This is a genomic window from Bradyrhizobium monzae (genome assembly GCF_021458635.1).
Classification (GTDB): Bacteria; Pseudomonadota; Alphaproteobacteria; order Rhizobiales; family Xanthobacteraceae; genus Bradyrhizobium.
Genome location: NZ_JAIRDQ010000006.1, coordinates 177,058 through 203,194, shown reverse-complemented (window position 1 = coordinate 203,194; position 26,137 = coordinate 177,058). Strand labels below are relative to the sequence as shown.

The window sequence follows — 26,137 nt, the reverse complement described above, 5'->3', positions numbered from 1 at the left end:
GCTATGCGCTCGCTGATGCAGTCTAAGCCTCTGCCGAGCCGCTCCCTTTCGCCGCGATCGGTGTCAGGGTCATCGCGGCCGTAAGAGCGCCTCCGATCGAGGTCGCAGCGGCTAAGGCGAGGCCGATTTCGTAGCCGGACGCGAAAGACGCGACGCCGGCGGCCAGTGCCACCCCGGCAAGCTGTGCAATCCGGCTTGCCGCATTGTTGATGCCGGAGGCGAGCCCTTCGTCGGCCTGATCCACACTCGACATGACCGACGCGGTGAGCGGCGCCACGAGCACAGCGAAGGACAGGCCCAGCAGGGTCATGGGTCCGATCACGCCGAGCATCAGGGATTGTTCCCGGCCGAGCGCCATCAAGATATACGCGAGTGCCGCACCTGCCGGCCCCGCGATGAGCATGGCCCGCGCGCCAATCTTGTCCGCCAACCCGCCGAAGAAATTCGACAAGAACCCCACGCCGAGCGTGAAGGGCAGGAATGCCAGCCCGGCATCGGTCGGCGACAGGGCGCGGCGATCGATGAGGTCAAAGGGTAGCAGAAAGAACATGATCGAAACCCCCGCATAGACCAGGAGGGTAGCCACGTTCAGCCCGAGGAAGGCGCGGTTCTCCACTAGGCGAGGTGGGGTCATCGGGTGTTCGCTTCTGAGCTCCCAGAACGCGTAGATGGCGAGCCCGACAATGCCGAGCCCGGCGACGATTGTGAGCACCGTGCCCGGCCGGGCTGGAGTGTCCGCAGCCGCGTGAGCTTCACTGGGGCCGATCTGGCTGAGCGCCCAGGTGAGCGCCCCGATCGCCGAAGCGAGGATCGCGGCGCCAATCACGTCGAACCTGCGCTGGATGCGGCCATCTTTCGGCGCGAAGGCCAGCAGGACTCCCACTGCGACGAGCGCGAGTGGCGGGTTGATCCAGAACACGGATGGCCAGCCAAACGTCTCGGTCAGCCAGCCGCCCAGGACGGGACCTCCGGCTGTGGTGAGAGCCGATGCCGCGGCCCATATGCCGATCGCCCGGTTTCGCTCCGCGCGCGGATAGGTGGCACCGATCAGGGCGAGGCTGGCGGGGGTGACGATCGCTGCGGCCACTCCCTGCGCGACGCGGGCGGCGATCAGCCAGGCGGGCGAAGGCGCCAGCGCGCAAGCTGCGGACGCCAGACCGAACAGGACGCAACCGAGCCCGAGCGTGCGCGCCTTGCCATAAACATCCGCGAGTGCGCCGCCAATCAATGTCAGCGAGGCGAGCGCCAGCATATACCCGTTGAGAACCCACTGAACGGAGGCGAGGTCCGCTCCGAAATCAGCGCGCAATCTCGGTAACGCAACGGGCAGCGCTGTCCCATCGATGAACGCCATCGAGGACGCGAGCACACAGGCCGTGAGCACCATGCGCCGGCACTGAGGCGACGCTTCCCGCCCGAACTCTCGCGGGCAGGGTGCTGCATCGATAACGCCGCGGCTGCACGGCTCAACAAGCGGCTGTGCCATTCATCGACCTCCCCGCTAGTCTGTCGCTGGTCTTCAGTTCTTTGCCAAAGATTTGAGGTGGCGGACAAATCCGAGCACATCGTCGGGCATCAGACGGCCGATCGCGCGGGTCGAATACACGGCCGTCACCACGCGGCCTTCGGGATTGAGGACGAAGCCGGTTGCCTGGAGACAGACGGGATCGTCATTGACGAAGGCGCCGGTGACTGCGGAAACCGCTCGCGCGTTGGCGCCGTAAGCGACCGGGAAATTGAGCTTGTGCTTTTCGACGAGCATCTCCGACTTTTCCCGATCGTCCACCGACACAGAGACGACCTTGATGCCTTCCCCAGCGAATCTGTCCGCCGCTCTCGCAAAAGCGGCAAGCTGGGCATTGCAGTACGGACACCAGGAACCGCGGTGGAATAGGACCACACCGAACCAACCAGCGAGATCGGCAGGCAAATGGAGTTCGCCGCCACCGACGCGAGCAAAGGTAAGAGAGGGAAAGACGTCGTTATTCTGCAGCATCACAATTGCGCTCCTCGTTTGAAATGTCTGGCGCTCAAAGCGCCGAATGATCCCTCACCGCTTCTGACAGAAAAACGTCTTACACCATGGCGGTCGCCCCCCGGTGAGGGAAATCACGTCTTGCCATAGAGTCGATAGACGATCGTTATTGCCGCTCGCTGCGCGGCGCGGCCTGCATAACTGGTCTTGATTACGAATGGTGGAGCGGACGGCCGCAGCAGCATTCCCCGCTGCTATGGAAACTATACATGCCGGCTATTGGAAAATTTCGTCCCACGCTGCGATCAACGGGTACCGATGCCGCAGGTTCCATCGAGTAACACCCAGGCCGACCTGGAACGAACATTACTCAATTGCGTGGGAAAAAGTATGGTTATGGAGAAAAAAGGTAGGCGCGTTACCCTGCCGATCGCCGGAGCGGTTTTTAGCGCAGTTGCTATAACAGGTGTATTCGCGCAGTCGGAATCCAATAACGGCGGCGCACCGACGAGGAAGCGCTATTTCCCCGAATATACCGCATCGGGCGACTTGATCCTGCCGAAGAACTTCAATGAGTGGGTGTTCGTCGGCTCACCGCTCACTCCGAATGCGCTCAACGGCGGGAAGGCCAATTTTCCCGAATTTCACAACGTCTATATCGAGCCGGGCTCGTACGAGATCTACAAGAAGACAGGTGAGTTTCCGGAGGGAACGATCTTCTTCAAGGAACTACAGCTAACACTCCCAGCCGAGAACCCGGATGGATCGCGCACCGAGGCCTCCGGGCGAGGCTTCTTCCCCGGAAAGCTGAACGGTGCGGACGCTACGGTCAAGGATAGCAAGCGCTACGCCGACACCGGAGGCTGGGGTTACTACAACTTCAATCATCACGAGCCGAAGGCGCCGACAGCGAAGCTGCAGCCAAAGTCCGAATGCGCGTTCTGCCATATGGCGAGCGCCAAGAAAGACGACGTCTGGACCCAATTTTATCCGCTGCTGGACAAATGAAATCGTCAACACGCTACCGGTTCACCGAGGCAACGAACTCGCGCGCGCGGCGTTTGAACGAACTCAGCGGGCTGGTTGGCGCCGCGGCTGGGTTCGTAACGCCATGGGGATCGTTCGCATGAACATCCTCCATATTGATTGCAGCCCGCGTCCAGAATCGCACAGCCGCCAGCTTTCGGCGGCGATCGTCAAAAAGCTCCTTGAGGCTGCGCCCCCCGCAATCATTAGCCGGCGAGATTTTGGCGCAGACCCCCTGCCACACGCGGCGCCCGACTACGCGACCGCCCTGTCGTCGCCGGCCACGTTGGCGGCTCCGCCGAGCGGCGCGCTAGATCTTTCCGAAGCGCTTATTCGGGAAGTCGACGCGGCCGATGTGGTTGTCATCGGAACGCCCATGCACAACTTAACCGTTCCCTCGGTCCTCAAGGCGTGGATCGACCAAGTCCTGCGCGCCGGTCGCACCTTCATGTCGACGCCGGCAGGGAAGGTCGGATTGCTCCGGGATCGTCCGGTGTTTGTCGGCATCGCTTCTGGTGGGGTCTTTACCGGCGAGAAAGCCAACCAGCCTGATTTTCTCACACCGTATCTGTCGGCTGTACTGGGCGGCATCGGGCTGAAAAGCCTGCAATTCTTTCCCGTGCAGGCCACCGCATTTCTCGCTGGGGACCGGGCCACATTAGCAAGGGAGAAAGCGCTCGCGGCGCTCGACCTGACGGTCATGCGAGAGGTTCCCATGCCTGATCGCGTAACGGGTGTTGCCGCATCCGAGGCGAATGAACCGAGGAGACAAGTCGTATGAAGGCGATCGTCGTCACGGACCAGGCTGCGGGAACCGCGGGAATGAGGCTCGTGGAGCGGCCCGAGCCGCAGGCAGCGATCAACGACGTCGTCGTTCAGGTTCATGCGTCGGGCTTCACTTCGGGTGAGCTGACGTGGCCCTCGACGTGGACCGATCGCCTCGCCCGTGACCGAACGCCGTCGATTCCCGGGCAGGAGTTGGCGGGAGTGGTCACTGCTCTCGGCTACGGCACGACCGGGCTATCGGTGGGACAGCGCGTATTCGGTCTCTCGGACTCGTATCGCGGCGGCACGCTGGCGGAGTATGCGGCCGTCGAGGCACGCAACCTCGCACCACTGCCGGGCGACGTCGACTTCACAGTGGGTGCGAGCGTGGCGATGCCGGGTCTGACCGCGTGGCAGGGACTGTTCGTGCACGGCCGCCTTCAGGCGGGGCAGAGTGTACTCGTGCATGGCGCGGCCGGTGCAGTCGGGTCGATGGTGACGCAGTTCGCACGTGAGGCGGGCGCCTATGTCATCGGCACCGGACGCGTAGCCGATCGTCAGAAGGCGCTCGACTTCGGTGCGCAGGAATTCGTCGACATCGAGAACGACGTTTTCGAAGACGTCCGCGGAGTCGATCTGGTGTTCGATGTCATCGGCGGCGACATCACGAAGCGGTCTGCTGGCGTGATCCGGCCCGGAGGAACACTGGTGACCATCGCCGGGCCGACCGAGGCGCGGCCCGCCGACGGCCTGACGATCGACTTTGTTCTCGTGTTCGATCGCGCCCAACTGGGTGAGATCGTCCAGCGGGTGCGGGACGGACGACTGCGGACGAACATCGGCAACATCGCGACCCTCGACGATGCCGTCGCTGCTTTCAATCCAACCAAGCGGATCAGCGGGAAGACGATCATCCGCGTTCGTCCGTAATGAACTTGGGACAGGGCGAGCGATTCTGTTCCCTTCGTGGATCGACGTCGCTTTCGTGGCGAGCGCCTCGGCCTCGCGTGTCCGGCGGTGCAGCGCGGGCTGGAAGTGATGGCGGTGTCGAGCGGTCTGCTTGAGGTTGAATTGATGTTGCGAGGAGTGATCCGTGAACGGAAACGATGGCTCGGCCTCGGGCTGCTGGCCAATGAGTTCGCGCTCCGCGAGCCGCGCGACCTAACCTGAGGGACTAGGTTCGTGAGCAGCGCATCCCTGATCCTGACTGACCGCGGCCTGGCGCTCTGCGAGCCTAAGGCCATCGGCGCGCAGGGCAGCACCAAGGTGCTCGCCGCGTCAAGCCTGGGCGGCTGCCTCGTGTTCGTCAGCAGCGCCGTCGTCACGGTCGCGCTTGCTGCGATCGGCCGGGACATGCACCTGTCGCCGCTCGACCTGCAGTGGGTGATGAATGCCGAGTTCCTGCCGCTCGCAGCCTTGACCTTAGTCGCCGGCGCTCTAGGTGACCGGTTCGGGCAGAAGCGGATCTTCCTCGCGGGGATCGGTCTCTACGGTCTTGGCGCGGCCGCGGTTGGTTTCGCGCCGAGTTTCGCGCCGCTCATCGTCGGCCGCTTCATGCAGGGCGTGGGCGAGGCCGTGATCTTGCCCAACGGCCTTTCGGTGCTTGGGCGGGGCTTTTCCGCTGACAAAAAAGCCCGTGCGGTCGGCATCTGGTCCGCTGCCGCCGCGATCGCCAGCGGCGTCGCGCCCGCGATCGCCGGCGCGATCCTCGATCACGGGTCCTGGCGGACGACCTTTCTGATGCTCCTGCCCTTCGTCGCCAGCGCGCTCGCCGTCGGCGTCGTGTGGATACCCAAGGATGCCCCGACCAGCCGCGCCCGGGTCGACGTCGGTGGTGCGGTCCTTTCAACAGTCGGGATCGGCGGGCTGGGCGCGGGGCTGACCAGCCTGACCAACGGTTCCGGTCCGAGCCTTTGGGTGCTCGTCACCTTGATCGTCGGTCTGGGAGGCTTAACCGGCCTCATCGTGATCCAACGGCGGTTAGGCGACAACGGCATGCTGCCCCCGTCTTTCTTCGCCTCGCGGTCGGTCGTCGGCGCGAACTTGTTCACCGCGCTCCTCTACGGGCCATTCACGGTGATGCTAACCTTGATCCCGTTCGTGATGATCCGGGGCGCGCACCTGCCGACGCTGGTGGCAGGCTTGGCCTTCATTCCCTTGCAAGTGCTAATTACGGTCGTCTCGCCCCTCGCCGGTATGCTCTGCCGCCGGTTCGGCCGGCGCTTGCCATTGTTCGCCGGCGGTGCCGTCGTCGCCTTGGCATGCACCATGGCGCTCCGAGTCGGTCCGAATGCGACCTATTGGGCGGACATCTTCCCCAGCGTCCTCCTGCTGGCGCTGGGCATGAGCCTGGCGATCGCGCCGTTGACGACCCTCGTCCTCACCTCCGTCGAACCTGATCGCGCCGGAACCGCGTCTGGCGTCAACAGTGCGGTCTCGCGCGCCGGCTCGCTCTTCGCCATCGCCCTGCTCGGCGGCGTCCTGCAGCAGGGGGGTCCTCAGTTGTTCTCAGGATTCCACATGGCGATGGCTGTCGCCGCGGTCGCCAGCGTTTTCGCCGCGCTCGCGGTGTTCGTTATCGAGCCGGGACCTCACGTTGACTTCATTCCGCGAGATTGAGCTGGCCAGCGAGTCCGAGAGGAAACAGACACCTATAGGCAGAAGGAGAATGCCCATGAATATCCGAACCATTATCGCCGCCACCTGCGCCGCCTTCGCCTTCTCGATGGCCGGCCCCGTCCGCGCCCATGGTGGCGAAGCGCAAATCGTCACGAAGAAATTTGAGGCGGCCATTCCCAATATCTCTGGCAAGGCGCTGCTCGCCGTGGAGGTCGATTATGCGCCGGGCGCGGCCTCTCCGCCCCACACACACGCGAAGTCGGCCTTCATCTACGCCTACGTGATCTCGGGTGCGATCGAATCGAAGGTGAACGACGGTGAGACGCGCATTTATCGGGCAGGCGAGGGCTGGTCGGAACCACCGGGAGCGACCCATTCGATCAGCCGCAACGTGAGCAAGACAGACCCCGCAAAGCTGCTCGCTGTCTTCGTCCTCGATGCCAATGACAACCCGCTGACGACGCCCGTTAAATAACCCACTCGCTGCGCCAGGCAAGAATCCACGGTGATGATATCGGCCGCGAACTTATCGCGACCGATATCTGCCGTGCCACCGAAAGCGGAAAATATGCTTCAAGCAACTAACAGCATCGACCCTGTTGAAAATGCATTCGCTCGAGACGTCATCGGCGGGTTATCCGCTGATGTGAAGACAATGCCGAGCCGTTGGTTATACGACGAGCGTGGATCTGCACTTTTTGAAGAGATAACGAGGCAGGATGAGTATTACTTGACTCGAGCCGAAACGTCGATCTTGCGAGAGCGGCAGCGTCACATCGCCGATTTCGTAGAGTCTGGCGCGATCCTCATCGAATATGGTGCGGGAGCCGGCGTTAAGACTGAGCTTGTGCTGGCAGGGTTGCGTAACCCGCGAGGCTACGTGCCCATCGATATCGCCGCCCCCTTCCTTGCAGAAACGTCGAAGAGGATCGCGTCGCGCTTCCCATCGCTCTGGGTCCGCCCCATCGAGCGCAATTTCCTGGATGTATTCGAGGTCCCGTTTGACAGCTCCCATGGCGGCAGGACTGGATTTTTTCCGGGCTCGACGATGGGGAATCTGGACGCGGTCGAGGCGAAGACCCTGCTTACGCAGATGGGGCGACACCTGGGCGACGACGGACGCGCCATCATCGGTGTCGATCTCCAGAAAAACGTAGATGTGCTTCTCCGTGCTTACGACGACAGCGCGGGCGTGACGGCCGCTTTTAATCTCAACCTCCTTGAGCGGATCAACACCGAACTGGGTTGCGACTTCTGTTTGGAGCAGTTCGAGCACGCGGCGCGCTGGAACGAGATCGAGAAGGCCGTAGAGATGCACCTGGTCAGCTTATGCGATCAACGCGTTACAATCTGTGGGCGGACGTTCAATTTCAGAACGTCGGAAACCATCCACACTGAGAGCTCCCGAAAATATACGGCGGAGAGCTTCGCGCGGCTCGCCCGCTCCGGCGGATGGAGGGTTGCCGAGGCTTGGCAGGATGCGGACGGCCTATTCGGCCTGTTCGGACTCATTCGCTACTGAGCGGCTGATCGTCGAATGGCTGCCCATTCATGGCATCGCGATCATATCTCGACAAACTGATGGGGCCCATTGAAGCAACGTTGGCCTGGTTGTCCGAGTGCCTGTTCGCCGTTGGAGCCAGCCTCCACATCGATGGAGGCAAGCTGCCGACGGCCATCATCGACGGCGAAGCGGCGTTCGAGCTCATCTTGCACATGCTCGTCGCTGCGCCGGCGAATAAAGTGCATAGATGGCTCGGGCGTTACGCTCGCATCACATGAAAGCTCGAGCACCTCGGAGATGCTCGATGCGATGGATCGAGTTCAGATCGAACCGGCCGGCGCAACGGCGGGAAAGTCCTTCTCGGGATCGAACACGTTATTGAAAAAGTTCGTCAGGGAGTACATGGCCACCAGCGCAACAATCTCGATGACGTTCGCATCCGTGTAGCCGGCATCGCGGACGGCCTTCAGATCGGCGTCGCTGACCTTGCCGCGGGTCTCGATGACCTTGCGCGCAAACTGGATCGCGGCGTCGCGCTTCGGGTCGCTGGCATGGCCCATCCGAGCGAGAATGATTTCATTGGCCGGCAGCCTGGCCATATGATCGGCCGTAAAGCTGTGAACCGTCAGGCAGTAATCGCAGCCATTCACTTCGGAGACAGCGAGGCCGATGCTATCACGCGTCTTCACGTCGAGTGCCTTGCTCAGGGAGCCGAGCAGGGCAGCCCATGAGTTGAACGCGATCGGGCTTGCTGCGAAGGTCGTCATCATGTTCGGGGTGAACCCGATGTTCTTGGTGAACATATCGAGAGTCGGTTTCGAATCGGCCGGCACCTGTTCCGGCTTTAGAGCTGCAATCCTTGGCATCACATTCTCTGTAGGTTGCTGGTTTCAATCAAACGAGATTCAACACATCGGTCAGCGGCCGGCGCGGCTTCTGCGCCCAGTTTCCCGGACGCAGAGCCCCTATGGACAACAGCATGACGGGTACTTCGTCCTTGGTCAGTCCGAACTCGCGGTGCACCGCTTCGGCATCGAAACCGATCATCGGCGTCGAGCCCAAGCCTAGCGACAGGGCCGCATAGATCATCGCCGCAGCGCCGAAGGTGCCGGTGCGCACTGCCTCGTCCCGCTGGCGCTGCGGGTACTCCATGTACAGATCGCGTGCGGGGATTTCCCATTCCGGCACCATCTTTGCCGGCATGATGCCCGCTTCCACCAGCGGTGCTAGACGCTCCGGGACGACGCTGGAATCGGCCAGCTGGCCGCAGACGATGAAGGTAACGGCCGCTTCGGTGATTGCGGGCTGACTCCAAGCGATCGGACTGAGCCGAGCTTTGGCTTCCGGCGTGCGTACGGCGATGAAGCGCCAGTTCTGCAAGTGGAAGGATGTCGGCGCGGTAGTGCCGATTCGCACCAGCTCGCGGATCTGTTCGTCGCTCAGAGTGGCGGTGGGGTCGTAGTACTTAGCGGCGCTGCGGCTCACGATACATTCGATGACGGCGTTGGTCATGGTGATTCCGTTAGTCATGGTGTTTCCTTGCGTGAAGGGATAGGTCGAGACAGCGAGTGCTTTCGCTCTCGTTGCTGGAAATGCTGCGGGGATGGAACTCGTTCGACATCTCATGCCCGGGGGCATGGGTGGTGTCCCAGTGCCCCCGGCGTGTCCAAAAGAACGCGGCCGGCTGCGAGCATCGAATGCGTGTCGTTCACGGACGGACGCGGATGATCGTCTTCCCGCTGATCCGCTTGGTCGGATTGAAAGCGGCGACGGCATCGTCGAGAGTCGCGATGTTGCCGATGTTCATCCGCAGTCGTCCGTCCCGCACGCGCTGGACGATCTCGCTCAGTTGGGCACGATCGGACTCGACAACGAAGTCGACCGCCAGGCCATCGCGGGGCCGCTCCTCGCTGGGTCCGACGATGGACACCAGAGTTCCGCCAGCGCGAATCAGGCGCGCGGACCGCTTCCCGATGTCGCCGCCGATGACATCGAACACCAGATCGACTCCGCCGATGTCTTCGAGGACGTCGTTCTCGAGGTCCACGAACTCCTGCGCGCCGAACTCGAGCGCCTTCTGACGATCGGCGGCGCGCCCGGTGCCGACGACGTAGGCGCCAGCCAATCGTGCGAGTTGTGTCACCATCGACCCGACTGCGCCGGCCGCGCCGTGCACGAGGATGCTCTGCCCTGTCTGAAGGCGGCCGTGCTGGAACAGTCCTTGCCACGCGGTGAGGCCTGAGATTGGCAGACTCGCGCCCACCGTGAAGTCTACGTCGCCCGGGAGCGGCGCAAGGTTTCGCGCCTCCATTGCTACAAACTCCGCCAGGGTGCCGTCGCGATGCCAGTCGGCGAGGCCGAACACTCGCTGTCCCACTGAGAGCCCCGTCGTGCCATAGCCGAGTGCGGTGATCACTCCGGCCAGTTCATGGCCGGGAATCGACGGTGTTCGGTCATGATCGAGGCGGTCGGTCCATGTCGAGGGCCATGTCAGCTCGGTAGGGACGAATCCCGACGCATGAATTTGAACGACGACGTCGTTGATCGCCGCTTGTGGCTCGGGCCGCTCCACGAGCTTCATCCCGGCAGTTCCCGCAGCCTGGTCTCTTACGACGATTGCCTTCATCATCCACCTCCCTGTGTGTGGTGTGTCGTCATCTTTCGAGCTTCTTTTGCAGACGAGCAAAACTACGATCGTGAGAATCGATGGTCCAATGACCTGTGGCTATGGAATCGATGCCATCGGCCCGAGAGATCAAAGCACGCCTGCGGTGAGCCGCGGAGCGAATGCCCGCGAGGCGTGGCGGGTTCGCCGAACCGGAGACGCTGCGGGTATGATAGGCCGCGATGCCCCGGCGCAGGATCGACCGCGCGAGAGATGCTCAATCCGGCGTGATATTCGGGATCGGGAGCAGAGCCAGATCGTCCTCGTAGCTGGCCTGAGTGCTTGCGTTGCGGCCGGAAATAGTAACGTCCAAGCGAGTGCTGATATCCGCTCCAATGCCGAGAATTTTACCAACGGGACAGAGGTTTGCTGCTTCCAGCAGGAATGCGCGCTGCTGTGCGTCGAGTTCTCCCCCGAGCACGAGGGTGCGCTCGAACGAATCTCTTTCGCCCTGGGCGCCGTGGTGGAAGCTGACACCCACTTCCAATCGCTCCAGCGGAAGTTTCTCGCGCCGGGCTTGAAAACGAACGCTCATGGCAGTGCATGCGGCAAGAGACGCGCTGAGAAGGTCGTAAGGATTGGGTCCAGAAGACATGTGGCCGACGCCATCCGGGCCGCCGACAGGAAACCGAGAGTCGCCGACATGGCCAACCAGCGCGCCATGATTGGTGGGATCGCTTGCGACGACAACTTCGCGGATCTTGGTCATGATTAGGTCCCGATCGTCCGAGTGATTGATCCCCGGCTTCAACGAGTGTGCACGTCAGCTACGCGGAACGAACCTTGGAGTTCGTGCGATCTCAGCGCTGCGCCCGCTCGAACCGGTGCGTTCACCAAGTAAATCCGGCGACCATTCAGGTAAAGCTATCATGTCCATAACGGACAGGAATGCTCAGAGAAGTCCATGTCGAAGCTCGGTGGACGGGAAATCCGTGACACGCGCCGAGCTTGATGGTCTTTCCGCTCACGAACCATGCATCGACTTCTATCAAGCCGAAGCTCCAGTCCGAGGGACAACGCGCGGGAATAGAAATCATAACGGTCTGGCATTTCCCAATAATAAAGTCACCGACGTAGTCTCACTCGGAAGGTGCTCAGCTTCGGAGCGGATGGCGCGTTGACGCTTGCATACGTCGGGCGTCGTGACCGGGTGTAAACCGAGGTCGAAATCGACGACCGGTGCTGCGTGTCATCCACCGGGTGCTGGAATTGCTGATACGCCTAGGCGATAATCGCGGAGAAGAGAATGCTGCTGCCCCGTCGACCGGTTCCCGAACTGCGCGTGCCGACACTTGCTCATGGCGACTTTGATCTTGCCGCAATGGTCGCCGCGCCGAGGCAATTTACATTGATATCCTTTTATCGCGGGCTCCATTGCCCTGTCTGCCTCAAGTATCTGCGTGACCTGGAAGCGCTGATCCCTGAATATGAGCGCCGCGGTACAGAGGTTATCGCGATCAGCTCTGACGTTCGCGAGCGTGCTCAGGCAATGGCAAGCAAGGTCGGTTCCAACTTACGATTCGGATATTCGCTGCCGCTCGCGGTTGCTCGCGAATGGGGGCTCTATATTTCGTCGTCGCGTGGACATTCATCGATTAACATCGAAGAGCCGCCACTTTTTTCGGAGCCGGGCGTATTCCTCGTCCGACCGGACGGTACTTTGTACTACGGCGCGGTTCAAACAATGCCGTTTGCACGTCCGCTGTTCTCGGAATTGCTTCAGGCGATCGACTTCGCCGTCGCGAAAGACTATCCGGCGCGTGGCGAGTATGACGGCCCTGTCTGAGCGTCCATCGACGTGGCGGCGCCCGGCCCAACGGTGACGCCGCGCAGTGTGCAAACATTCACGCGGGTCATAAACGACGCACAGTACCCGCGCGCGCTTTTTGCCATTCTCGCGCGCCACTTACGAGCTCCTCTCGGGCTCGCCACGCGAATCTCGCTGCACCAAGTCGCTCCGGCCTCACGCCACCCGGCGAGCCGCAATAACGACCGTTTATCGACTCCATGGCGATAGGTGATTTCCCTCGCAAGCGGTGCAAGGTCACGCTCCAAAGCATCGTCGAGCCGAAACAAGCGGTTCGCGCGAGAGAGACGTAACACGATGGAAGATTGGCAAGGCAGTGGGTCGATATGCAAAGCAACGATGTCATCGAAATCGTCGTACCATGGGTACGCTGACACTGCGAGCCGGCGGGACTTTAGCGGCAGCGGAGCTTCCGGCTGAGGCGCGCGGTGTATTTCGTCACCTTCGATACGCCGGCGCGCCGATCGGTCTGCTGTTCGCGTTGGCGCTCGCTGGGTGCGACGAGAAGGCGCAATCTCGGGCGGCACCGTCTCCGCCGCCGTCGGTGACGGTCGCGCAACCGGTCAAACGATCGGTCACTGACTGGGATGAGTTCATCGGCCGCTTCGAGGCGATCGAGGAGGTTCAGGTCCGCGCGCGCGTCGGCGGCTTCGTCAACAGCGTCGAGTTCAAGGACGGTGCGATCGTCCATGCCGGCGATCTGCTTTACATCATCGATCCGCGCCCGTTCGAGGCGGTCAAGCTGCAAGCCGAGGGACAGCTCGACGACGCGCGGGCCAAGGAAGAACTTGCGAAGCGAGAGCTCGAACGTGGACTGACCTTGGTTCGGACTAGCGCAGTTTCCGAACAGGTCGTCGACCAGCGTCGTCAGGCATTGCAGGCCGCTCAAGCGGCTGAGACGCAGGCCGAGGGTACGCTGAAGGCCGCGCAGCTCAACGTCGAATTTACGCATGTGCTGGCGCCGATCACCGGCCGCGTCAGCCGGCATCTCGTCACTCCGGGCAACCTGGTGCAGGGCAGCGAGGGCGGCTCCACGTTGCTGACCTCGATCGTGTCGCTCGATCCGATCTACATCTATTTCGACGTCGACGAGGCGACCTATCAGCGCAACAGCAAGCTGTGGTTCGAAGGCAGGCGGCCGAGCTCGCGCGACACCGCGAACCCGGTGCAGGTGACGCTGACCGGCGAGACCAAGCCCTCGCATGAAGGCAAGATGGACTTCCTCGACAACCGGCTCGACATCTCCACCGCGACGCTTCGCAGCCGCGCCATCATCCCAAACAAAGATCTTTCGATCCTGCCCGGGCAATTCGGCCGGGTCCGCATCATCGGCTCCTCGCCCTATGAGGCGCTGCTGATCCCCGACACCGCCATCGCGACCGACCAGTCGCGCAAGATCGTGTTCGTGGTCAAGGACGACAACACGGTGGAAGCGAGGGCGGTCGTGCTCGGTCCGCTTGATGACGGCCTGCGCGTGATCCGCGAGGGCCTCAAGGCGGAGGACCACGTGATCGTCGACGGGCTGCAGCGCGCCCGCGTCGGCGCCAAGGTGACGCCGAAAATGGCACAAGCTCCCGCGGGAGATAAAGCTCCGGCAGGCGCCAAGCCGGCGACAGGTGCGAAGCCATGAATCTCGGAAGGCTTTCCATCAACCAGCCCATCCTCGCGATGGTGCTGTCGATCGTGCTGTTGATCGTCGGCACGATTGCCTATCAGACGCTGCCGGTCTCGGAATATCCGCAGGCGGTGCCGCCGACCGTTACCGTCACCACGCAATATCCGGGCGCCTCGGCTCAGACCGTATCCGACACCGTCGCAGCGCCGATCGAGCAGGAAATCAACGGCGTCGAGGACATGCTGTACCTCTACAGCCAGGCGACCTCGAACGGCCAGCTCACCATCACCGTCACCTTCAAGCTCGGCACCGATCTCGACAAGGCCCAGGTGCTGGTGCAGAACCGCGTCGCGATCGCGCAGCCGCGCTTGCCCGAGGAGGTACAGCGCAACGGCGTCGTCACCCGCAAGAATTCGCCTGATATCTTGATGGCTGTGTTCGTGCTGTCGCCCGACGACAGTTTCGATCAGCTCTACATCTCCAACTACACGCTGCTGCAGGTCCGCGATCAGCTGCTGCGGATCGACGGTGTCGGCGACATCCAGATGTTCGGCGCGCGCGATTATTCGATGCGGCTGTGGCTCGATCCCGACCGGATCGCCAATCTCGGCCTGACCTCGACCGAGGTGCTGGCGGCGATACGCGCGCAGAACCTGCAGATCGCGGGCGGCCAGATCGCGGAGCCGCCGATCGCCGATCGCGCATTCCAGCCGAACCTCGTCTTCACCGGCCGCCTCAAGGACATCAGGCAATTCGAGGATATCTTGGTGAAGGCCGGCTCGGACGGCCGCACCGTGCGGCTGCGCGACGTCGCTCGCGTCGAGCTCGGTGCGCTGTCCTATGCTACCAGCAGCCGCATACTGCGCAAGTCAGCGGTCGCAATGGTGGTGACCCAACGGCCTGGATCGAACGCGCTCGCTACAGCGAAGGCAATCTCTACCACCATGGCCAAGCTGAAGGAGAATTTTCCAAAGGGGCTCGACTACAATATCGGCTACAACCCCACCGAGTTCATCGCGCAGTCGGTCCACGAGCTGATCAAGACGGTCTATGAGGCGATGTCGCTCGTCGTCATCGTCGTGCTGGCGTTCCTGCAGGGCTGGCGGCCCGCGATCATCCCGATCATTGCGATTCCGGTGTCGCTGGTCGGCACCTTTGCGGTGATGGCCGCGCTCGGATTCTCGATCAATAATTTGACGCTGTTCGGTCTGGTGCTCGCGGTCGGCATCGTGGTCGACGACGCGATCGTGGTGGTCGAGAATGTCGAGCGGCATCTCCGGGACGGTATGAGTCGGCGCGAGGCGGCGCTCAAGACGATGGAGGAGGTCGGTGGCGCGCTGGTCTCGATCGCGCTGGTGCTGTGCGCGGTGTTCGTGCCGACGGCTTTCCTCGGCGGCATCTCCGGACAGTTCTTCCAGCAATTCGCGGTCACGATTGCGGTCGCGACCGCGATCTCCTGCTTCTGCTCGCTGACGCTGTCGCCGGCGCTGGCCTCGCAGATCCTGGTCCCGCATGAGGAGAAGCGGTCGGCAGCGCGTTGGAACCTGATCGCACGCGGCTGGTCGGCCTTTACTGGTGTCTTCAACCGCGTGTTCGACCGGCTGTCTAATGGCTATGCGGCTTTGGCATCGTTCGTAATCCGGCATTCGACGCCGATGCTGTTGCTCTATGTCGCGTTGATCGGCAGCGCCGGCTGGCTGCTCGCCACCACCTCGCAGGGCTTCATCCCGGCTCAGGATCGCGGTTACCTCATCATCTCGGTGCAATTGCCGGGCGCCGCGTCGCTCGCGCGGACCGCTGCGGTGGTGCGGGAGATCGAGCGGGTTGCGCTAGATACGCCGGGTATCGTCCGTGTCGGGGCCTTTGCCGGCTTCTCCGGCGCGACGCGCACGCAGGCGGGCAATGCCGCGGCCTTGTTCCCGGTGTTCGACGAGCCGGAAGCACGGCAGAAAAAGGGGCTGACGGCGAATGCGATCACGGCCGATCTGCGCAAGCGGCTGTCAGCGATCCAGGGCGCCTTCATCATCGTCATCCCTCCGCCCGCGGTGCCGGGCATCGGCACCGGCGGCGGCTTCGCTATCCGTATCCAGGACCGGCAAGGGCGCGGTCCCGAGCTGCTCGCAGCCGCGACCGACGAGCTGGTCGCCGCCGCGCGGAAGTCGCCAAACCTGACCTCGGTGTTCTCGCCGTTCTCGGCGAACACGCCGCAGCTGTTCGTCGATGTCGATCGGGTCAAGGCGCAGAAGCTCGGCGTGCCGATCGCCAACATCAATGACACGATCGAGACCTATTTCGGCTCGACCTATGTCAACGACTTCAACCTGTTCGGCCGCACCTATCACGTCACCGCGCAGGCCGATCAGCCATTCCGGAAAGACAGCCCCGATCTCGCACGGCTGCGCACCCGGAACGTCGCCGGCGACATGGTGATGCTCGGCAGCATCGTCGACTTCAAGGACGTCTCGGGACCCGACCGCGTCGCGCGCTACAATCTCTACTCGGCGTCCGAGTTGCAGGGTGAACCGGCACCGGGCGTCAGCTCGACGACGGCGCTGAACACCATCAAGAAGCTCGCCGACGAAACCTTGCCCAGCGGCTTCTCGTTCGAATGGACCGATCTGTCCTATCAGCAGGTGACCGGTGGCAATGCCGGCCTCTACGTGTTTCCGATCTGCGTGCTGTTCGTCTATCTGGTGCTGGCCGCGCAATATGGCAGCTGGACGCTGCCGTTCGCGGTGATCCTGATCGTGCCGATGTGCCTGTTTGCGGCCACCATCGGCGTGCGCATTATGGGACAGGACGTCAATATCCTGACCCAGATCGGCTTCGTGGTGCTGGTAGGGCTCGCCGCCAAGAACGCGATTCTGATCGTCGAGTTCGCGCGCGACATCGAACTGGAGGGCAAATCGCGGCTCGAGGCCGTGATCGAGGCCTGCCGGCTGCGGCTGCGGCCGATCCTGATGACCTCGTTCGCCTTCATCCTCGGCGTGCTGCCGCTGGTGGTGTCGACCGGCTCGGGCTCGGAGATGCGCCAGGCGGTCGGCGTCGCCGTGTTCTTCGGCATGCTCGGCGTCACGCTGTTCGGCCTGGTGTTCACGCCGATCTTCTACATGGTGGTGCGCAACCTCGCGGAAGGAAAGAACGAGGGCAAGCCGACCCAGACGATCGCGGCAGCGGCGGGATGAGCCGCTGTCGCGACGATGCGCGATGCGCCGGAACGCGATCTCCGTCACGCTGGCCCAAGGCCTATAAGCTGCATCAACCGACGTTCGTGGGCAGCCGAAACGCCTAGTCGAGCTTCTGCAGCCCTTTGGTCAGGGCGGCCAGCGTGACATTGTACTACTCGGTTGCACGGGTGAAGTTGAGCGTCGACGCCAAGGCGAGAAAGCGGCGAACTTAAAGCTCTATTCGTCGCCCATCCTTCCTTCTAGGTGCTGCCGCCCCCACGAGTTTCCTTTGGGACCAGCGGGCTTGGCGCTTATTGACCCGCGTGTGCCGCCCTTCCGAGAAACGCCGGGCAAATCGCTCCGAACCGCTGCTGAAGGAAGGATGGTCCGCGTCCGCAGTAGCCGGCAAAACCAAGGAGACTGACATTTCTCGGCCGAAGGAGTACGTTCTCTTCAGGCGAAGAGAGGCCGCGCGTGTGGTCGCCGAAGAGTTTGATCAGCAAAGCCGAAGCCTGACGCCGGAGTCTGACAGGTGGTGCAGCAGCCGCTGAACGTCGCGTACTCGGACGATAGCTCTCAGGTATTGTGGGAGAACGGCGAGAGCGTGTTCAGCCGTGGTTGGCGACTGGACGGCAATGGCAACCGCCTCGCCGTGCTGCTTGTAGCCCCTGCCAACGACCAACCGTCCCGGACGAGACTCGATCGCCTCACGCATGAATACGAGCTGAAAGATGAACTCGACGAGGCGTGGGCGGCGCGGCCACTCGCCCTCATACGCGACGGCGGTCGGATCGTGCTGGTGCTCGATGATCCGGGCGGCGTGCCGCTCGACTGTTTGCTCGCTGGGCCCATGGAGATAGGCCGTTTCTTGCGTCAGGCTGTCGCTGTTACCTCGGCTCTGGGTAAGCTTCATCAGCGGGGGATCATCCACAAAGACATCAAGCCAGCAAATATCTTGGTGGACTGTGCGGATGGACGCGTGCGTCTCACCGGATTTGGCATCGCATTGCGACTGTCCCGCGAGCGGCGGGCGCCCCAACGGCCCGAGACCATCGCCGGTACGCTTGCCTACATGGCACCCGAGCAAACCGGGCGGATGAACCGCTCGGTCGACGCCCGCAGCGATCTCTACGCCCTCGGCGTCACGCTTTACCAGATGCTCACCGGCGCTTTGCCCTTTACAGCTTCCGACCCGATGGAATGGGTTCACTGTCACATTGCAAGGCGGCCGGCGCCGCCCAGCCAGCGGTTAAAAAACCTCCCAGGCTCCATCTCTGCAATCATTATGAAGTTGCTCGCCAAGACTGCCGAGGAGCGCTACCAGACGGCTGCAGGCGCCGAGAGCGATCTACTGCGTTGCCTAGCCGAATGGGAAGCCCGAGGCGATATCGACGACTTCCCGCTCGGGGAACACGACACTCCGGACCGGCTGCTGATCCCTGAGAAATTGTATGGTCGGACAGCCCAGATCGATACCCTGCTTGCCTCCTTCGACCGTATCGTCGCCGGCGGCAGGCCGGAGTTGGTGCTGGTTTCCGGATACTCCGGCATCGGCAAGTCCGCGGTCGTCAACGAGCTTCATAAGACACTTGTTCCGCCCCGCGGTCTTTTTGCATCGGGCAAAGTCGACCAATACAAGCGCGACATCCCCTACGACACCCTTGCGCAGGCCTTTCAGAGTCTGATCCGCTCGCTTTTGAGCAAGACCGAAGCGGAGCTGAGACAATGGCGGGAGGCACTGCTGGAGGCGCTCGAACCGAACGGTCGGCTCATTATTGATCTCGTCCCGGAGTTGAAGCTTATCATCGGCGAGCAGCCACCGGTCCCCGAACTGCCGCCACAGGATGCGAAGGCTCGCTTTCAACTTGTGTTCCGACGATTCATCAGCGTATTCGCGCGGCCGGAACATCCGCTCGCGCTATTCCTCGACGACCTCCAATGGCTCGATGCAGCAACGCTGGATTTGCTCGAAGATCTGTTGACCCGGCCGAATGTGCAGAGCCTGTTGTTGTTAGGGGCTTACCGCGACAACGAAGTCGATCCCATCCACCCGCTGATGCGCAAGCTCGAAGCGATGCGCCAAGCTGGAGCGATGTTGCAAGCCATCGTATTGGCACCACTAACCTGTGAAGACTTGGGCCAACTAATCGCCGATTCTGTTCGGGGCGAACCAGAGAGAATCGCGCCGCTAGCACGGCTGATCCACGAGAAGACAACCGGTAATCCGCTTTTCGCCATTCAGTTCATTTCTGCTCTCGCCGACGAAGCATTGCTCACTTTCGACTATGGCGAGGCGCGATGGTGTTGGGACCTGAATCGCATCCACGCCAAAGGTTACACCGACAATGTGGTGGACCTTATGGTAGGGAAGCTGAAGCGCCTGCCCGCCGAAACCCGGAACGCATTGCAGAAGCTCGCCTGCCTGGGCAACGATGCAGGGTTCATCACGTTGCGGATCGTCTACCAGGACTCCGTGGAGGAGATGCATGGTCAGCTTTGGGAAGCAGTCCGAGCAGGGCTGATCTTTCGTTCGGAAGATTCCTACACGTTTCTCCACGACCGTGTCCAGGAAGCCGCCTACTCCTTGATTCCGGAGGAATCGCGTGCAGAAGCCCATCTCCGAATAGGGATGCTGCTCGCAGCGAAGACCCCTCCAGAGAACCTTGAGGAGATGATCTTCGAAATTGTCAATCAGCTCAACCGCGGCTCGCATCTCATCACGTCAATTGAGGAGCTTGAGCGGGGCGCAGAGTTGAATTTGATTGCAGGTAAACGCGCCAAGACCTCGACAGCGTATGCCTCGGCGCTGAATTATCTGGTCTCCGGCGTAGCACTGCTGCCAGGGGACTCGTGGGAGCGCCAGCACGACCTGATTTTTGAGCTGGAACTGCACCGCGCCGAATGTGAGTTCCTCACTGGTGCACTGGCGGAAGCCGAGCAGCGTCTGCGGGTACTGTCGGCCCGTGCTGCAACGACGATCGAACGAGCCCGCGTTACATGCCTGCAGGTGGATCTTTACTTGACCCTGGATCAGGCCAGTCGCGCGATCCCAGTCGGTCTTGACTATCTCCGACAACTCGCCATTGACTGGTCGCCGCACCCGACGGAAGACGAGGTTCGGCGCGAGTATGAGAGGATCTGGTCTCAACTCGGTTCCCGCACGGTAGAAAGCCTCATTGATCTGCCTTTGATGAGCAATGCCGAATCGCTCGCGACGCTCGATGTCCTGACGAAACTCGGGCCACCGGCCTGGCATACGGATCCGAACCTAGCTTCCCTGGTCATCTGTCGAGCAGTCAACCTCAGCCTGGAGGGGGGCAATTGTGACGGCTCATGCTACGCCTATGCGGTGCTTGGCAGGGTTGCTGGACCGAAATTCGGCGACTACCAGGCGGGACTTCTATTCTGCCGTCTCGGCTACGAACTGGTCGAACAGCGCGGGCTAAAGCGCTTCCAGGCCAGGATCTATCTGAACTTCGGAAGTTTAGTCACACCCTGGACGAGACATGTCCGGGAAGGTCGTGATCTGCTGCGGCGTGCGTTTGGGACGGCGAACCAGAGGGGTGACCTCACTTTTGCGGCGTACTGCTGCAGCCACCTGAACACGAACCTTCTTGCGGCGGGCGATCCACTCGATGAGGTGCAAGACGAAGCCGAGCGTGGTCTCGCGTTTGCGGAGAAGATGCGTTTCGGTCTTTTGATTGACTCCATCGTCGGCCAGCTTGGGCTGATTCGGGCACTCCGCGGTTTGACGCCGATTTTCGGTCGCTTTGACGATGGGCAGTTTGACGAACTTCTACTGGAGTCCCGTTTCTGCACGAATCCTGATCTGGCGCTAGCCGAGGGCTGGTACTGGGTCCGCAAGCTGCAGGCGCGCTTCTTCGCCGGCGACTATGCGTCGGCCATTGAGGCCTCGTCGCGCGCGCAAGGGCTGCTGTGGACGTCGCCGTCAATGTTCGAAACGGCAGAGTATCACTTCTACAGCGCACTCTCCCAAGCGGCATCCTGCGAGTTCGCAGCGGCCGGTCAGCCGCATGTCGACGCAGTCGCCGCGCACCACCGACAACTCGAGGTCTGGGCGACGGCTTGCCCGGACAACTTCGAGAACCGCGCCGCACTTGTCGGGGCGGAGATCGCCCGGATCGAAGGCCGTGCGCTCGATGCCGAACATCTTTACGAGCGCGCTATCCACTCGGCACACACGCATGGCTTGGTCCACAACGAGGCGCTCGCCAACGAAGTCGCCGCACGCTTTTATGCCGCACGCGGGTTCGAGAGAATCGCACATGCCTATCTGCAGGATGCGCGGCACGGATACATCCGTTGGGGAGCCTTCGGCAAGGTGCGTCAACTCGACGAGTTGTATCCGCACCTCAGGGAGGAAAAGCCGGTTGCCGGCCCCACAAGCACGATCGGGGCACCGGTCGAGCAGCTGGATCTAGCTACTATTATCAAAGTCTCGCAAGCTGTGTCGGGCGAGATCGTTCTAGAGAATCTGATCGACACGCTGATGCGCACGGCGATTGAGCACGCCGGTGCCGGACGAGGTCTGTTGATACTTGCGGTAGGTGACGGGTATCGGATTGAGGCGGAAGTCACGGCCAGCAACAATACGGTGACCGTCTGTCAGCGACAAGCAAGTGTAACCGCTGCAGATCTGCCGCAGTCCATCCTGCATTACGTGATCCGGACGAAAGAGAGCGTTCTTCTCCACGATGCCGCAGCCGCGAACCCGTTTTCTGCCGACAAGTACATTCATCAGCATCACGCCCGTTCTATTCTCTGCCTGCCGTTGCTCAAACACGGAAGACTGGCCGGTGTACTCTACCTCGAAAACAACTTGGCGGCCCACGTTTTCACACCCGACCGCGTCACGGTGTTGAATGTGCTTGCGTCGCAGGCGGCAATTTCGCTCGAAAATTCTCGGCTTTATGACGACCTCGCGGATCGGGAAGGGAAGATTAGGCGTTTGGTCGACGCCAACATCATTGGGATCCTCATTGCCGACCGCGAAGGTCGAATTCTCGAAGCTAATGACGCGTTTCTGCGTATCTTGGGATATGTCCGTGAGGACTTGGTTTCAGGCCGCGTGCGCTGGACCGAGCTGTCCCCGCCTGAATGGCGCGAGCGTGACATATTGACTCAAGCAGAACTGAACTCAACGGGGATCGTTGGGCCGTTCGAGAAGGAGTACATTCGGAAAGACGGCAGTCGCGTTCCTGTGCTTATTGGCGCCGCTCTGTTCAAAGAAGGAGGCGACGAGGGCCTTGCCTTCGTGCTCGATTTGACAGAGCGCAAGCGCGTCGAGGAAGCGCTTAGCCAAGCACAGAGACTCAGCCGCACCGGCAATTGGGTCTACAACGCGACAGCGATGCGTTACCTCTATTGGTCGGACGAGAGTTACAGGATCTGGGGGTTTGATCCGCTGCAGGGCCTTCCAAGTCGACAAAGTATGTGGGAACGCATTCACCCAGAGGACCGGGACAGAGTGTGGGGAGCTATTCAGGAGGCCGTGCACCAGAAAAGAGATTTCATGGCCGAGTTCAGAATCCTTCTACCTGATGGAACATTAAAATGGGTCGAAGGAACCAGCCATCATGTGTTTTCCCCCCAAGGTGCGCTGGCTGAGGTTATCACCACAACCGTCGATGTGACGGAACGAAGGCGGGCACAGGACGAACGTGAAAAGCTGCGCCAGCTCGAGTTGGATTTCGCCCACATGAACCGCGTGAGCATGATGGGAGAATTGGCCGCCTCGCTGTCTCACGAAATTCTGCATCCGATCGCTACTGCTCGTAACAACGCCCGTGCAGGGATGCGCTTTTTGGAGATGAAACCGCCAAATTTGGATGAGACCAGGGAAGCGCTCGCTTGCGTTGTCAGGGACACGGACCGAGCCAAGGATATCGTCGGACGGATGCGTGATCACATCAAGAAGGCGCCTCTGCGAAAGGAAAGCTTTGATCTTAATACGGCGATCAACGAAGTGCTTGTGTTGGCACAAAGCGTGACTCGCAGGAATGGCATCTCGGTCCAAACTCGGCTTGCAGATGGACTGCTTCCGGTTATTGGGGATCGCGTGCAGCTGCAACAGGTCATGCTGAACTTGATTCTGAACGCGGCTGAAGCAATGGAGTCGGTTGATGAAGGCGCAAGAGAGCTATTGATCAGTATCGAGCAGGATCAGGCTGGCGCCCTCGTAGCCGTGCACGATTCTGGGCCCGGCATTGGTGCGCAGCATCTCGATCGAGTCTTCGACGCCTTTTACACCACAAAGTCCAGCGGAACAGGGATGGGGTTGTCGATATGCCGCTCTATCGTCCGCGCTCATGGGGGCAAGTTGTGGGTAGAAGCGCACCAACCTCGCGGCGCCGTATTTCAATTCACCTTGCCTGCGAACGAAGATTCATGAAGTGTCTCCAATGGGCGTACCCGGCTGCAGGGCCGAACGCAGGCATAGCTCGAGATAGTCCTCGTCCACTGGCTTGCTGAGGTAGCAGACAACCCCGTCATTTAGAGCCTGATCCCTGACGACCTCATCGGGGTAGGCGGTAACGAGGATCGTCGGAATCGCGTGCCCGGCACCGACCAAATACCTGTGCAGTTCGACTCCGGTCATTCCGGGCATGCTAACGTCGCTGATCAAACAGGCGGTTTCAGGCAAGACAGGCGATGCCAGGAAATCGGCCGCTGACGGAAACGCTTCGACAGTGTAGCCCAGAAACATTATGAGTTTTTGCATTGACTCACGATAGGGCTGATCATCATCGACGATACATATCAATGTGCGGTTCAACATCGCGGGTTCCAGGCTCGACCGCCGACCGGCAAGGCAACGCCTCGCGCAGCAATGCAACTTAATGTCGCGGACATTCCGCAATGGCGCAAGGTCGCCGTTCCTAAGCTATGGCTTAGGCGTTCGACTATCCGCTTAGGAAACAGATATTGTTCATCTCGACGGATCGGGCGTAGACTGGTGCCGAAACAGGAAAAATGCGCTTCCGCAATCCAGGATGCCGAGAATGGGTGAGGAAAGTCCCAGTGTCTTGGTTATCGATGACGATCCCGAGTTTCGCGACTCGGTCGTGCGGCTGTTGCGGACAGTCGGGTTACCCGCCCGACAATTTTCGTCTGTTCCCGATTTTCTAAAGGCCGATCTGCCGGAGGGTCCCACTTGCCTGGTGCTCGACGTGAGAATGCCGGGGAGAAGCGGTCTTGAGCTTCAGCGCGACCTTGTTGCCGCAAACAGGCAAGTGCCGATCATCTTCATCACAGCGCATGCCGACGTGCCGATGACGGTGCAAGCGATGAAGGGCGGCGCGATAGAGTTTCTTACAAAGCCATTCCGTGATCAGGATCTGCTTGACGCCATCGAGGCCGGCCTCGCTCGCGATCGTGCCCATCGAGAGAGTGATAGTGCATTGGCTGCGCTCAAGGAGCGTTTCGACACGCTCAGCTCTCGCGAGCGTGAAGTCATGCTCGGCGTCGTGGCCGGACGTCTAAACAAACAGGTTGCCAACGATATCGGCATCTCCGAATCCACGGTCAAGGTGCATCGCGTGAATCTGATGCGGAAGATGAAGGCACGTTCGCTTCCCGAACTCAGCCGAATGGCGGACCGCCTCAACATAAGACTACAGTTGCCGCAGAACTGCTGAGCCCGAAAGGCATGTCCTCAGTCGTTTCGTGCGAGGGCGAGATCTACTCGCAAATTTGGGTCTACCTTTGCTGCGCCGCTGACTCCCTCTCCTAGGTGCCGATCCGGCTAACGGATTCGGGGCGCGAGGTTTACCCCTCATTTCTAAGCGATCGCTTAGTACAGGCAGCGACAAGCGAACTTTAGAGTACGTCCGCGCAATCGACCGCAGCCCTCCAAGCCATCAAAATGCACCCAACAAGGCTCTCCTCGGAAAACCGTCTTTCCAGGCACGCGAGGTTATAATGCGCTCATTAATCGGTCGCTCGGCGCATCCCGGTCGCAACGGGCATCGGTTCGTCAACATCCCCCGGCTCGCGGCAACTTGACGGAGAACAACCATGGAGCTTCATCAAGTTCGCTACTTTCTCGCCGTCGCGTCCACGCTCAACTTCACCCGCGCGGCCGAGCAGTGCAATGTCACGCAGCCCGCCCTGACCAAGGGGGTGCAGAAGCTCGAGCAGGAACTCGGCGGGCAGTTGATCTACCGCGAACGCCAGCTGACGCAGCTCACCGATCTTGGAAAGGAAGTCCTCCCGATGCTGGAGCGCACACTGGCCTCGGCAGAGGCGGTGCGTCGCCGGGCCCAGGAGTTCCAACGCAAGGACGTCGCGCCTCTGAAGATTGGCCTCGCCCCATCCATCTCGGCGTCGCTCGTCCTCGATCCAATCGCGGAGATCGCAAAGTTCGTCCCTGGACTTCACGTCGAGCTGCGCGAGGGCGCGGCGAAGAAGCTCGTCGATCTCTTGCTTGAGGGCGAGATCAACGCTGCAATGGTCGGCGACGTGCAGGACGTGCCCGCGCGCATCGACGACTGGTCGCTGTTCGAGGAGCGCTACGTCGCAGTACTCGCGCCGACACATCGGCTCGCAAACCGTCCCTCGATCGGCATCGACGACCTCCGTGAGACCATTTTGCTAGAACGCGCCGACTGCGACGTCGCCGTGAAGATCCAGCAGTCGTATTTCCCCGACGAACCGCCTCAACTCGGCCACCGTAGCGGTCACGACATACACCTGCAGTACATGGCCGCGGCTGGATTCGGCGTGATACTCGCGCCCGAGCACATGCCGCGCCTTCCGACGCTCAAGACCATTCCGCTCGAAGGCGATCCTGTTTCGCGCGAAGTGCGGCTACTGGCTGTACAGGGACGCCGCTACTCCCCGGCACTGGACGCTTTCGTCAAGGTCGCGCGGCTTCGCGACTGGTCGGTCGCCGTTCGTACGGCGTGAATCGTGGAATGTGTCCGGCGTCCGAAGAGAGCATGCGGCGCATACGGCCGGACGCTGACGTACTGC

21 protein-coding genes are annotated in these 26,137 nt (G+C 61.4%); 14 read left to right on the top strand and 7 right to left on the bottom strand.

Annotation, left to right across the window (positions count from 1 at the left end):
• Positions 1-22 precede the first annotated feature (22 nt).
• Together K3F49_RS22775 and K3F49_RS22770 are read right to left on the bottom strand one after the other, a co-directional pair.
• Positions 23-1,486 (bottom strand): MFS transporter, encoded by a 1,464-nt coding sequence (locus K3F49_RS22775; RefSeq protein ID WP_234683187.1) that lies wholly within the window; start codon positions 1,484-1,486, stop codon positions 23-25.
• Positions 1,487-1,519: 33 nt separating this feature from the next.
• On the bottom strand, positions 1,520-1,996 hold the full coding sequence (locus tag K3F49_RS22770) for a redoxin domain-containing protein (protein WP_232993626.1): 477 nt from the start codon (positions 1,994-1,996) through the stop codon (positions 1,520-1,522).
• Positions 1,997-2,365: 369 nt separating this feature from the next.
• Between K3F49_RS22770 and K3F49_RS22765 the strand changes: the two genes are divergently transcribed.
• The 8 genes from K3F49_RS22765 (at position 2,366) to K3F49_RS22730 (ending at position 8,167) form a co-directional block, all read left to right on the top strand.
• Entirely contained in the window at positions 2,366-2,983 is a 618-nt protein-coding gene (locus K3F49_RS22765) for a cytochrome P460 family protein (RefSeq protein WP_234683186.1), read from the top strand.
• A gap of 118 nt (positions 2,984-3,101) precedes the next feature.
• Positions 3,102-3,782 carry an FMN-dependent NADH-azoreductase gene (locus K3F49_RS22760; protein WP_234683185.1) on the top strand — a complete coding sequence of 227 codons (681 nt, stop codon included), beginning with the start codon at positions 3,102-3,104 and terminating at the stop codon, positions 3,780-3,782.
• Positions 3,779-4,696 (top strand): NADP-dependent oxidoreductase, encoded by a 918-nt coding sequence (locus K3F49_RS22755; RefSeq protein WP_234683184.1) that lies wholly within the window; start codon positions 3,779-3,781, stop codon positions 4,694-4,696. Before K3F49_RS22760 ends, K3F49_RS22755 begins: the two co-directional genes overlap by 4 nt.
• 36 nt (positions 4,697-4,732) lie before the next feature.
• Entirely contained in the window at positions 4,733-4,936 is a 204-nt protein-coding gene (locus K3F49_RS22750) for a hypothetical protein (protein ID WP_234683183.1), read from the top strand.
• A gap of 12 nt (positions 4,937-4,948) precedes the next feature.
• Positions 4,949-6,385, top strand: a complete 1,437-nt coding sequence (locus K3F49_RS22745; RefSeq protein WP_234683182.1) for an MFS transporter — start codon at positions 4,949-4,951, stop codon at positions 6,383-6,385.
• 55 nt (positions 6,386-6,440) lie between these two features.
• On the top strand, positions 6,441-6,860 hold the full coding sequence (locus K3F49_RS22740; protein WP_234683181.1) for a cupin domain-containing protein: 420 nt from the start codon (positions 6,441-6,443) through the stop codon (positions 6,858-6,860).
• Between the two features lie 93 nt (positions 6,861-6,953).
• Entirely contained in the window at positions 6,954-7,907 is a 954-nt protein-coding gene (gene egtD, locus K3F49_RS22735) for an L-histidine N(alpha)-methyltransferase (protein WP_234683180.1), read from the top strand.
• A 29-nt stretch (positions 7,908-7,936) separates the two neighbouring features.
• Entirely contained in the window at positions 7,937-8,167 is a 231-nt protein-coding gene (locus K3F49_RS22730) for a hypothetical protein (protein WP_234683179.1), read from the top strand.
• Positions 8,168-8,209: 42 nt separating this feature from the next.
• Here K3F49_RS22730 and K3F49_RS22725 read toward each other — a convergent pair whose 3' ends face one another.
• From K3F49_RS22725 to K3F49_RS22710, 4 genes are all read right to left on the bottom strand, one after another.
• A complete protein-coding gene (locus K3F49_RS22725) occupies positions 8,210-8,755 on the bottom strand; it encodes a carboxymuconolactone decarboxylase family protein (protein ID WP_234683178.1) in 546 nt (181 codons plus the stop codon).
• Between the two features lie 28 nt (positions 8,756-8,783).
• A complete protein-coding gene (locus K3F49_RS22720) occupies positions 8,784-9,401 on the bottom strand; it encodes a nitroreductase family protein (RefSeq protein ID WP_234683177.1) in 618 nt (205 codons plus the stop codon).
• A gap of 196 nt (positions 9,402-9,597) precedes the next feature.
• Positions 9,598-10,515: an NADP-dependent oxidoreductase gene (locus K3F49_RS22715; RefSeq protein WP_234683176.1), complete on the bottom strand. Its 918-nt coding sequence runs from the start codon at positions 10,513-10,515 to the stop codon at positions 9,598-9,600.
• Positions 10,516-10,771: 256 nt separating this feature from the next.
• Positions 10,772-11,263 (bottom strand): OsmC family protein, encoded by a 492-nt coding sequence (locus K3F49_RS22710; protein ID WP_234683175.1) that lies wholly within the window; start codon positions 11,261-11,263, stop codon positions 10,772-10,774.
• Between the two features lie 537 nt (positions 11,264-11,800).
• On the opposite strand from K3F49_RS22710, the gene K3F49_RS22705 reads away from it, so the two are divergent.
• The 4 genes from K3F49_RS22705 to K3F49_RS22690 all read left to right on the top strand — a co-directional run bounded on the left by K3F49_RS22705 (position 11,801) and on the right by K3F49_RS22690 (position 23,555).
• A complete protein-coding gene (locus tag K3F49_RS22705) occupies positions 11,801-12,340 on the top strand; it encodes a peroxiredoxin-like family protein (protein ID WP_234683174.1) in 540 nt (179 codons plus the stop codon).
• 382 nt (positions 12,341-12,722) lie between these two features.
• Positions 12,723-13,991 (top strand): efflux RND transporter periplasmic adaptor subunit, encoded by a 1,269-nt coding sequence (locus K3F49_RS22700; protein ID WP_234683173.1) that lies wholly within the window; start codon positions 12,723-12,725, stop codon positions 13,989-13,991.
• Positions 13,988-17,161, top strand: coding sequence for an efflux RND transporter permease subunit (locus tag K3F49_RS22695; protein ID WP_234683172.1), 3,174 nt, complete (start codon positions 13,988-13,990; stop codon positions 17,159-17,161). Before K3F49_RS22700 ends, K3F49_RS22695 begins: the two co-directional genes overlap by 4 nt.
• A 514-nt stretch (positions 17,162-17,675) precedes the next feature.
• A complete protein-coding gene (locus tag K3F49_RS22690) occupies positions 17,676-23,555 on the top strand; it encodes an ATP-binding sensor histidine kinase (RefSeq protein WP_234683171.1) in 5,880 nt (1,959 codons plus the stop codon).
• Here the strand turns inward: K3F49_RS22690 and K3F49_RS22685 are convergent.
• Entirely contained in the window at positions 23,550-23,942 is a 393-nt protein-coding gene (locus K3F49_RS22685; RefSeq protein ID WP_234683170.1) for a response regulator transcription factor, read from the bottom strand. The two genes, K3F49_RS22690 and K3F49_RS22685, sit on opposite strands and share 6 nt — an antisense overlap.
• Before the next feature lie 223 nt (positions 23,943-24,165).
• Between K3F49_RS22685 and K3F49_RS22680 the strand changes: the two genes are divergently transcribed.
• Positions 24,166-24,801: a response regulator transcription factor gene (locus K3F49_RS22680; protein ID WP_234683169.1), complete on the top strand. Its 636-nt coding sequence runs from the start codon at positions 24,166-24,168 to the stop codon at positions 24,799-24,801.
• 379 nt (positions 24,802-25,180) lie between these two features.
• Complete coding sequence (locus K3F49_RS22675) at positions 25,181-26,071, top strand: LysR family transcriptional regulator (protein WP_234683168.1); 891 nt, start codon at positions 25,181-25,183, stop codon at positions 26,069-26,071.
• The last annotated feature ends 66 nt before the right edge of the window (positions 26,072-26,137 follow it).

Bases quoted from the DNA above. Each gene is read 5' to 3' on its own strand.
- K3F49_RS22720 (WP_234683177.1), bottom strand. From the start codon at position 9,401: ATGACCAACGCCGTCATCGAATGTATCGTGAGCCGCAGCGCCGCTAAG.
- K3F49_RS22675 (WP_234683168.1), top strand. From the start codon at position 25,181: ATGGAGCTTCATCAAGTTCGCTACTTTCTCGCCGTCGCGTCCACGCTC.
- K3F49_RS22725 (WP_234683178.1), bottom strand. From the start codon at position 8,755: ATGCCAAGGATTGCAGCTCTAAAGCCGGAACAGGTGCCGGCCGATTCG.
- K3F49_RS22705 (WP_234683174.1), top strand. From the start codon at position 11,801: ATGCTGCTGCCCCGTCGACCGGTTCCCGAACTGCGCGTGCCGACACTT.
- K3F49_RS22775 (WP_234683187.1), bottom strand. From the start codon at position 1,486: ATGGCACAGCCGCTTGTTGAGCCGTGCAGCCGCGGCGTTATCGATGCA.
- K3F49_RS22760 (WP_234683185.1), top strand. From the start codon at position 3,102: ATGAACATCCTCCATATTGATTGCAGCCCGCGTCCAGAATCGCACAGC.
- K3F49_RS22715 (WP_234683176.1), bottom strand. From the start codon at position 10,515: ATGAAGGCAATCGTCGTAAGAGACCAGGCTGCGGGAACTGCCGGGATG.
- K3F49_RS22770 (WP_232993626.1), bottom strand. From the start codon at position 1,996: ATGCTGCAGAATAACGACGTCTTTCCCTCTCTTACCTTTGCTCGCGTC.
- K3F49_RS22730 (WP_234683179.1), top strand. From the start codon at position 7,937: ATGGCATCGCGATCATATCTCGACAAACTGATGGGGCCCATTGAAGCA.
- K3F49_RS22765 (WP_234683186.1), top strand. From the start codon at position 2,366: ATGGTTATGGAGAAAAAAGGTAGGCGCGTTACCCTGCCGATCGCCGGA.
- K3F49_RS22700 (WP_234683173.1), top strand. From the start codon at position 12,723: ATGGGTACGCTGACACTGCGAGCCGGCGGGACTTTAGCGGCAGCGGAG.
- K3F49_RS22680 (WP_234683169.1), top strand. From the start codon at position 24,166: ATGGGTGAGGAAAGTCCCAGTGTCTTGGTTATCGATGACGATCCCGAG.
- K3F49_RS22740 (WP_234683181.1), top strand. From the start codon at position 6,441: ATGAATATCCGAACCATTATCGCCGCCACCTGCGCCGCCTTCGCCTTC.
- K3F49_RS22685 (WP_234683170.1), bottom strand. From the start codon at position 23,942: ATGTTGAACCGCACATTGATATGTATCGTCGATGATGATCAGCCCTAT.
- K3F49_RS22710 (WP_234683175.1), bottom strand. From the start codon at position 11,263: ATGACCAAGATCCGCGAAGTTGTCGTCGCAAGCGATCCCACCAATCAT.
- egtD (WP_234683180.1), top strand. From the start codon at position 6,954: ATGCTTCAAGCAACTAACAGCATCGACCCTGTTGAAAATGCATTCGCT.
- K3F49_RS22755 (WP_234683184.1), top strand. From the start codon at position 3,779: ATGAAGGCGATCGTCGTCACGGACCAGGCTGCGGGAACCGCGGGAATG.
- K3F49_RS22695 (WP_234683172.1), top strand. From the start codon at position 13,988: ATGAATCTCGGAAGGCTTTCCATCAACCAGCCCATCCTCGCGATGGTG.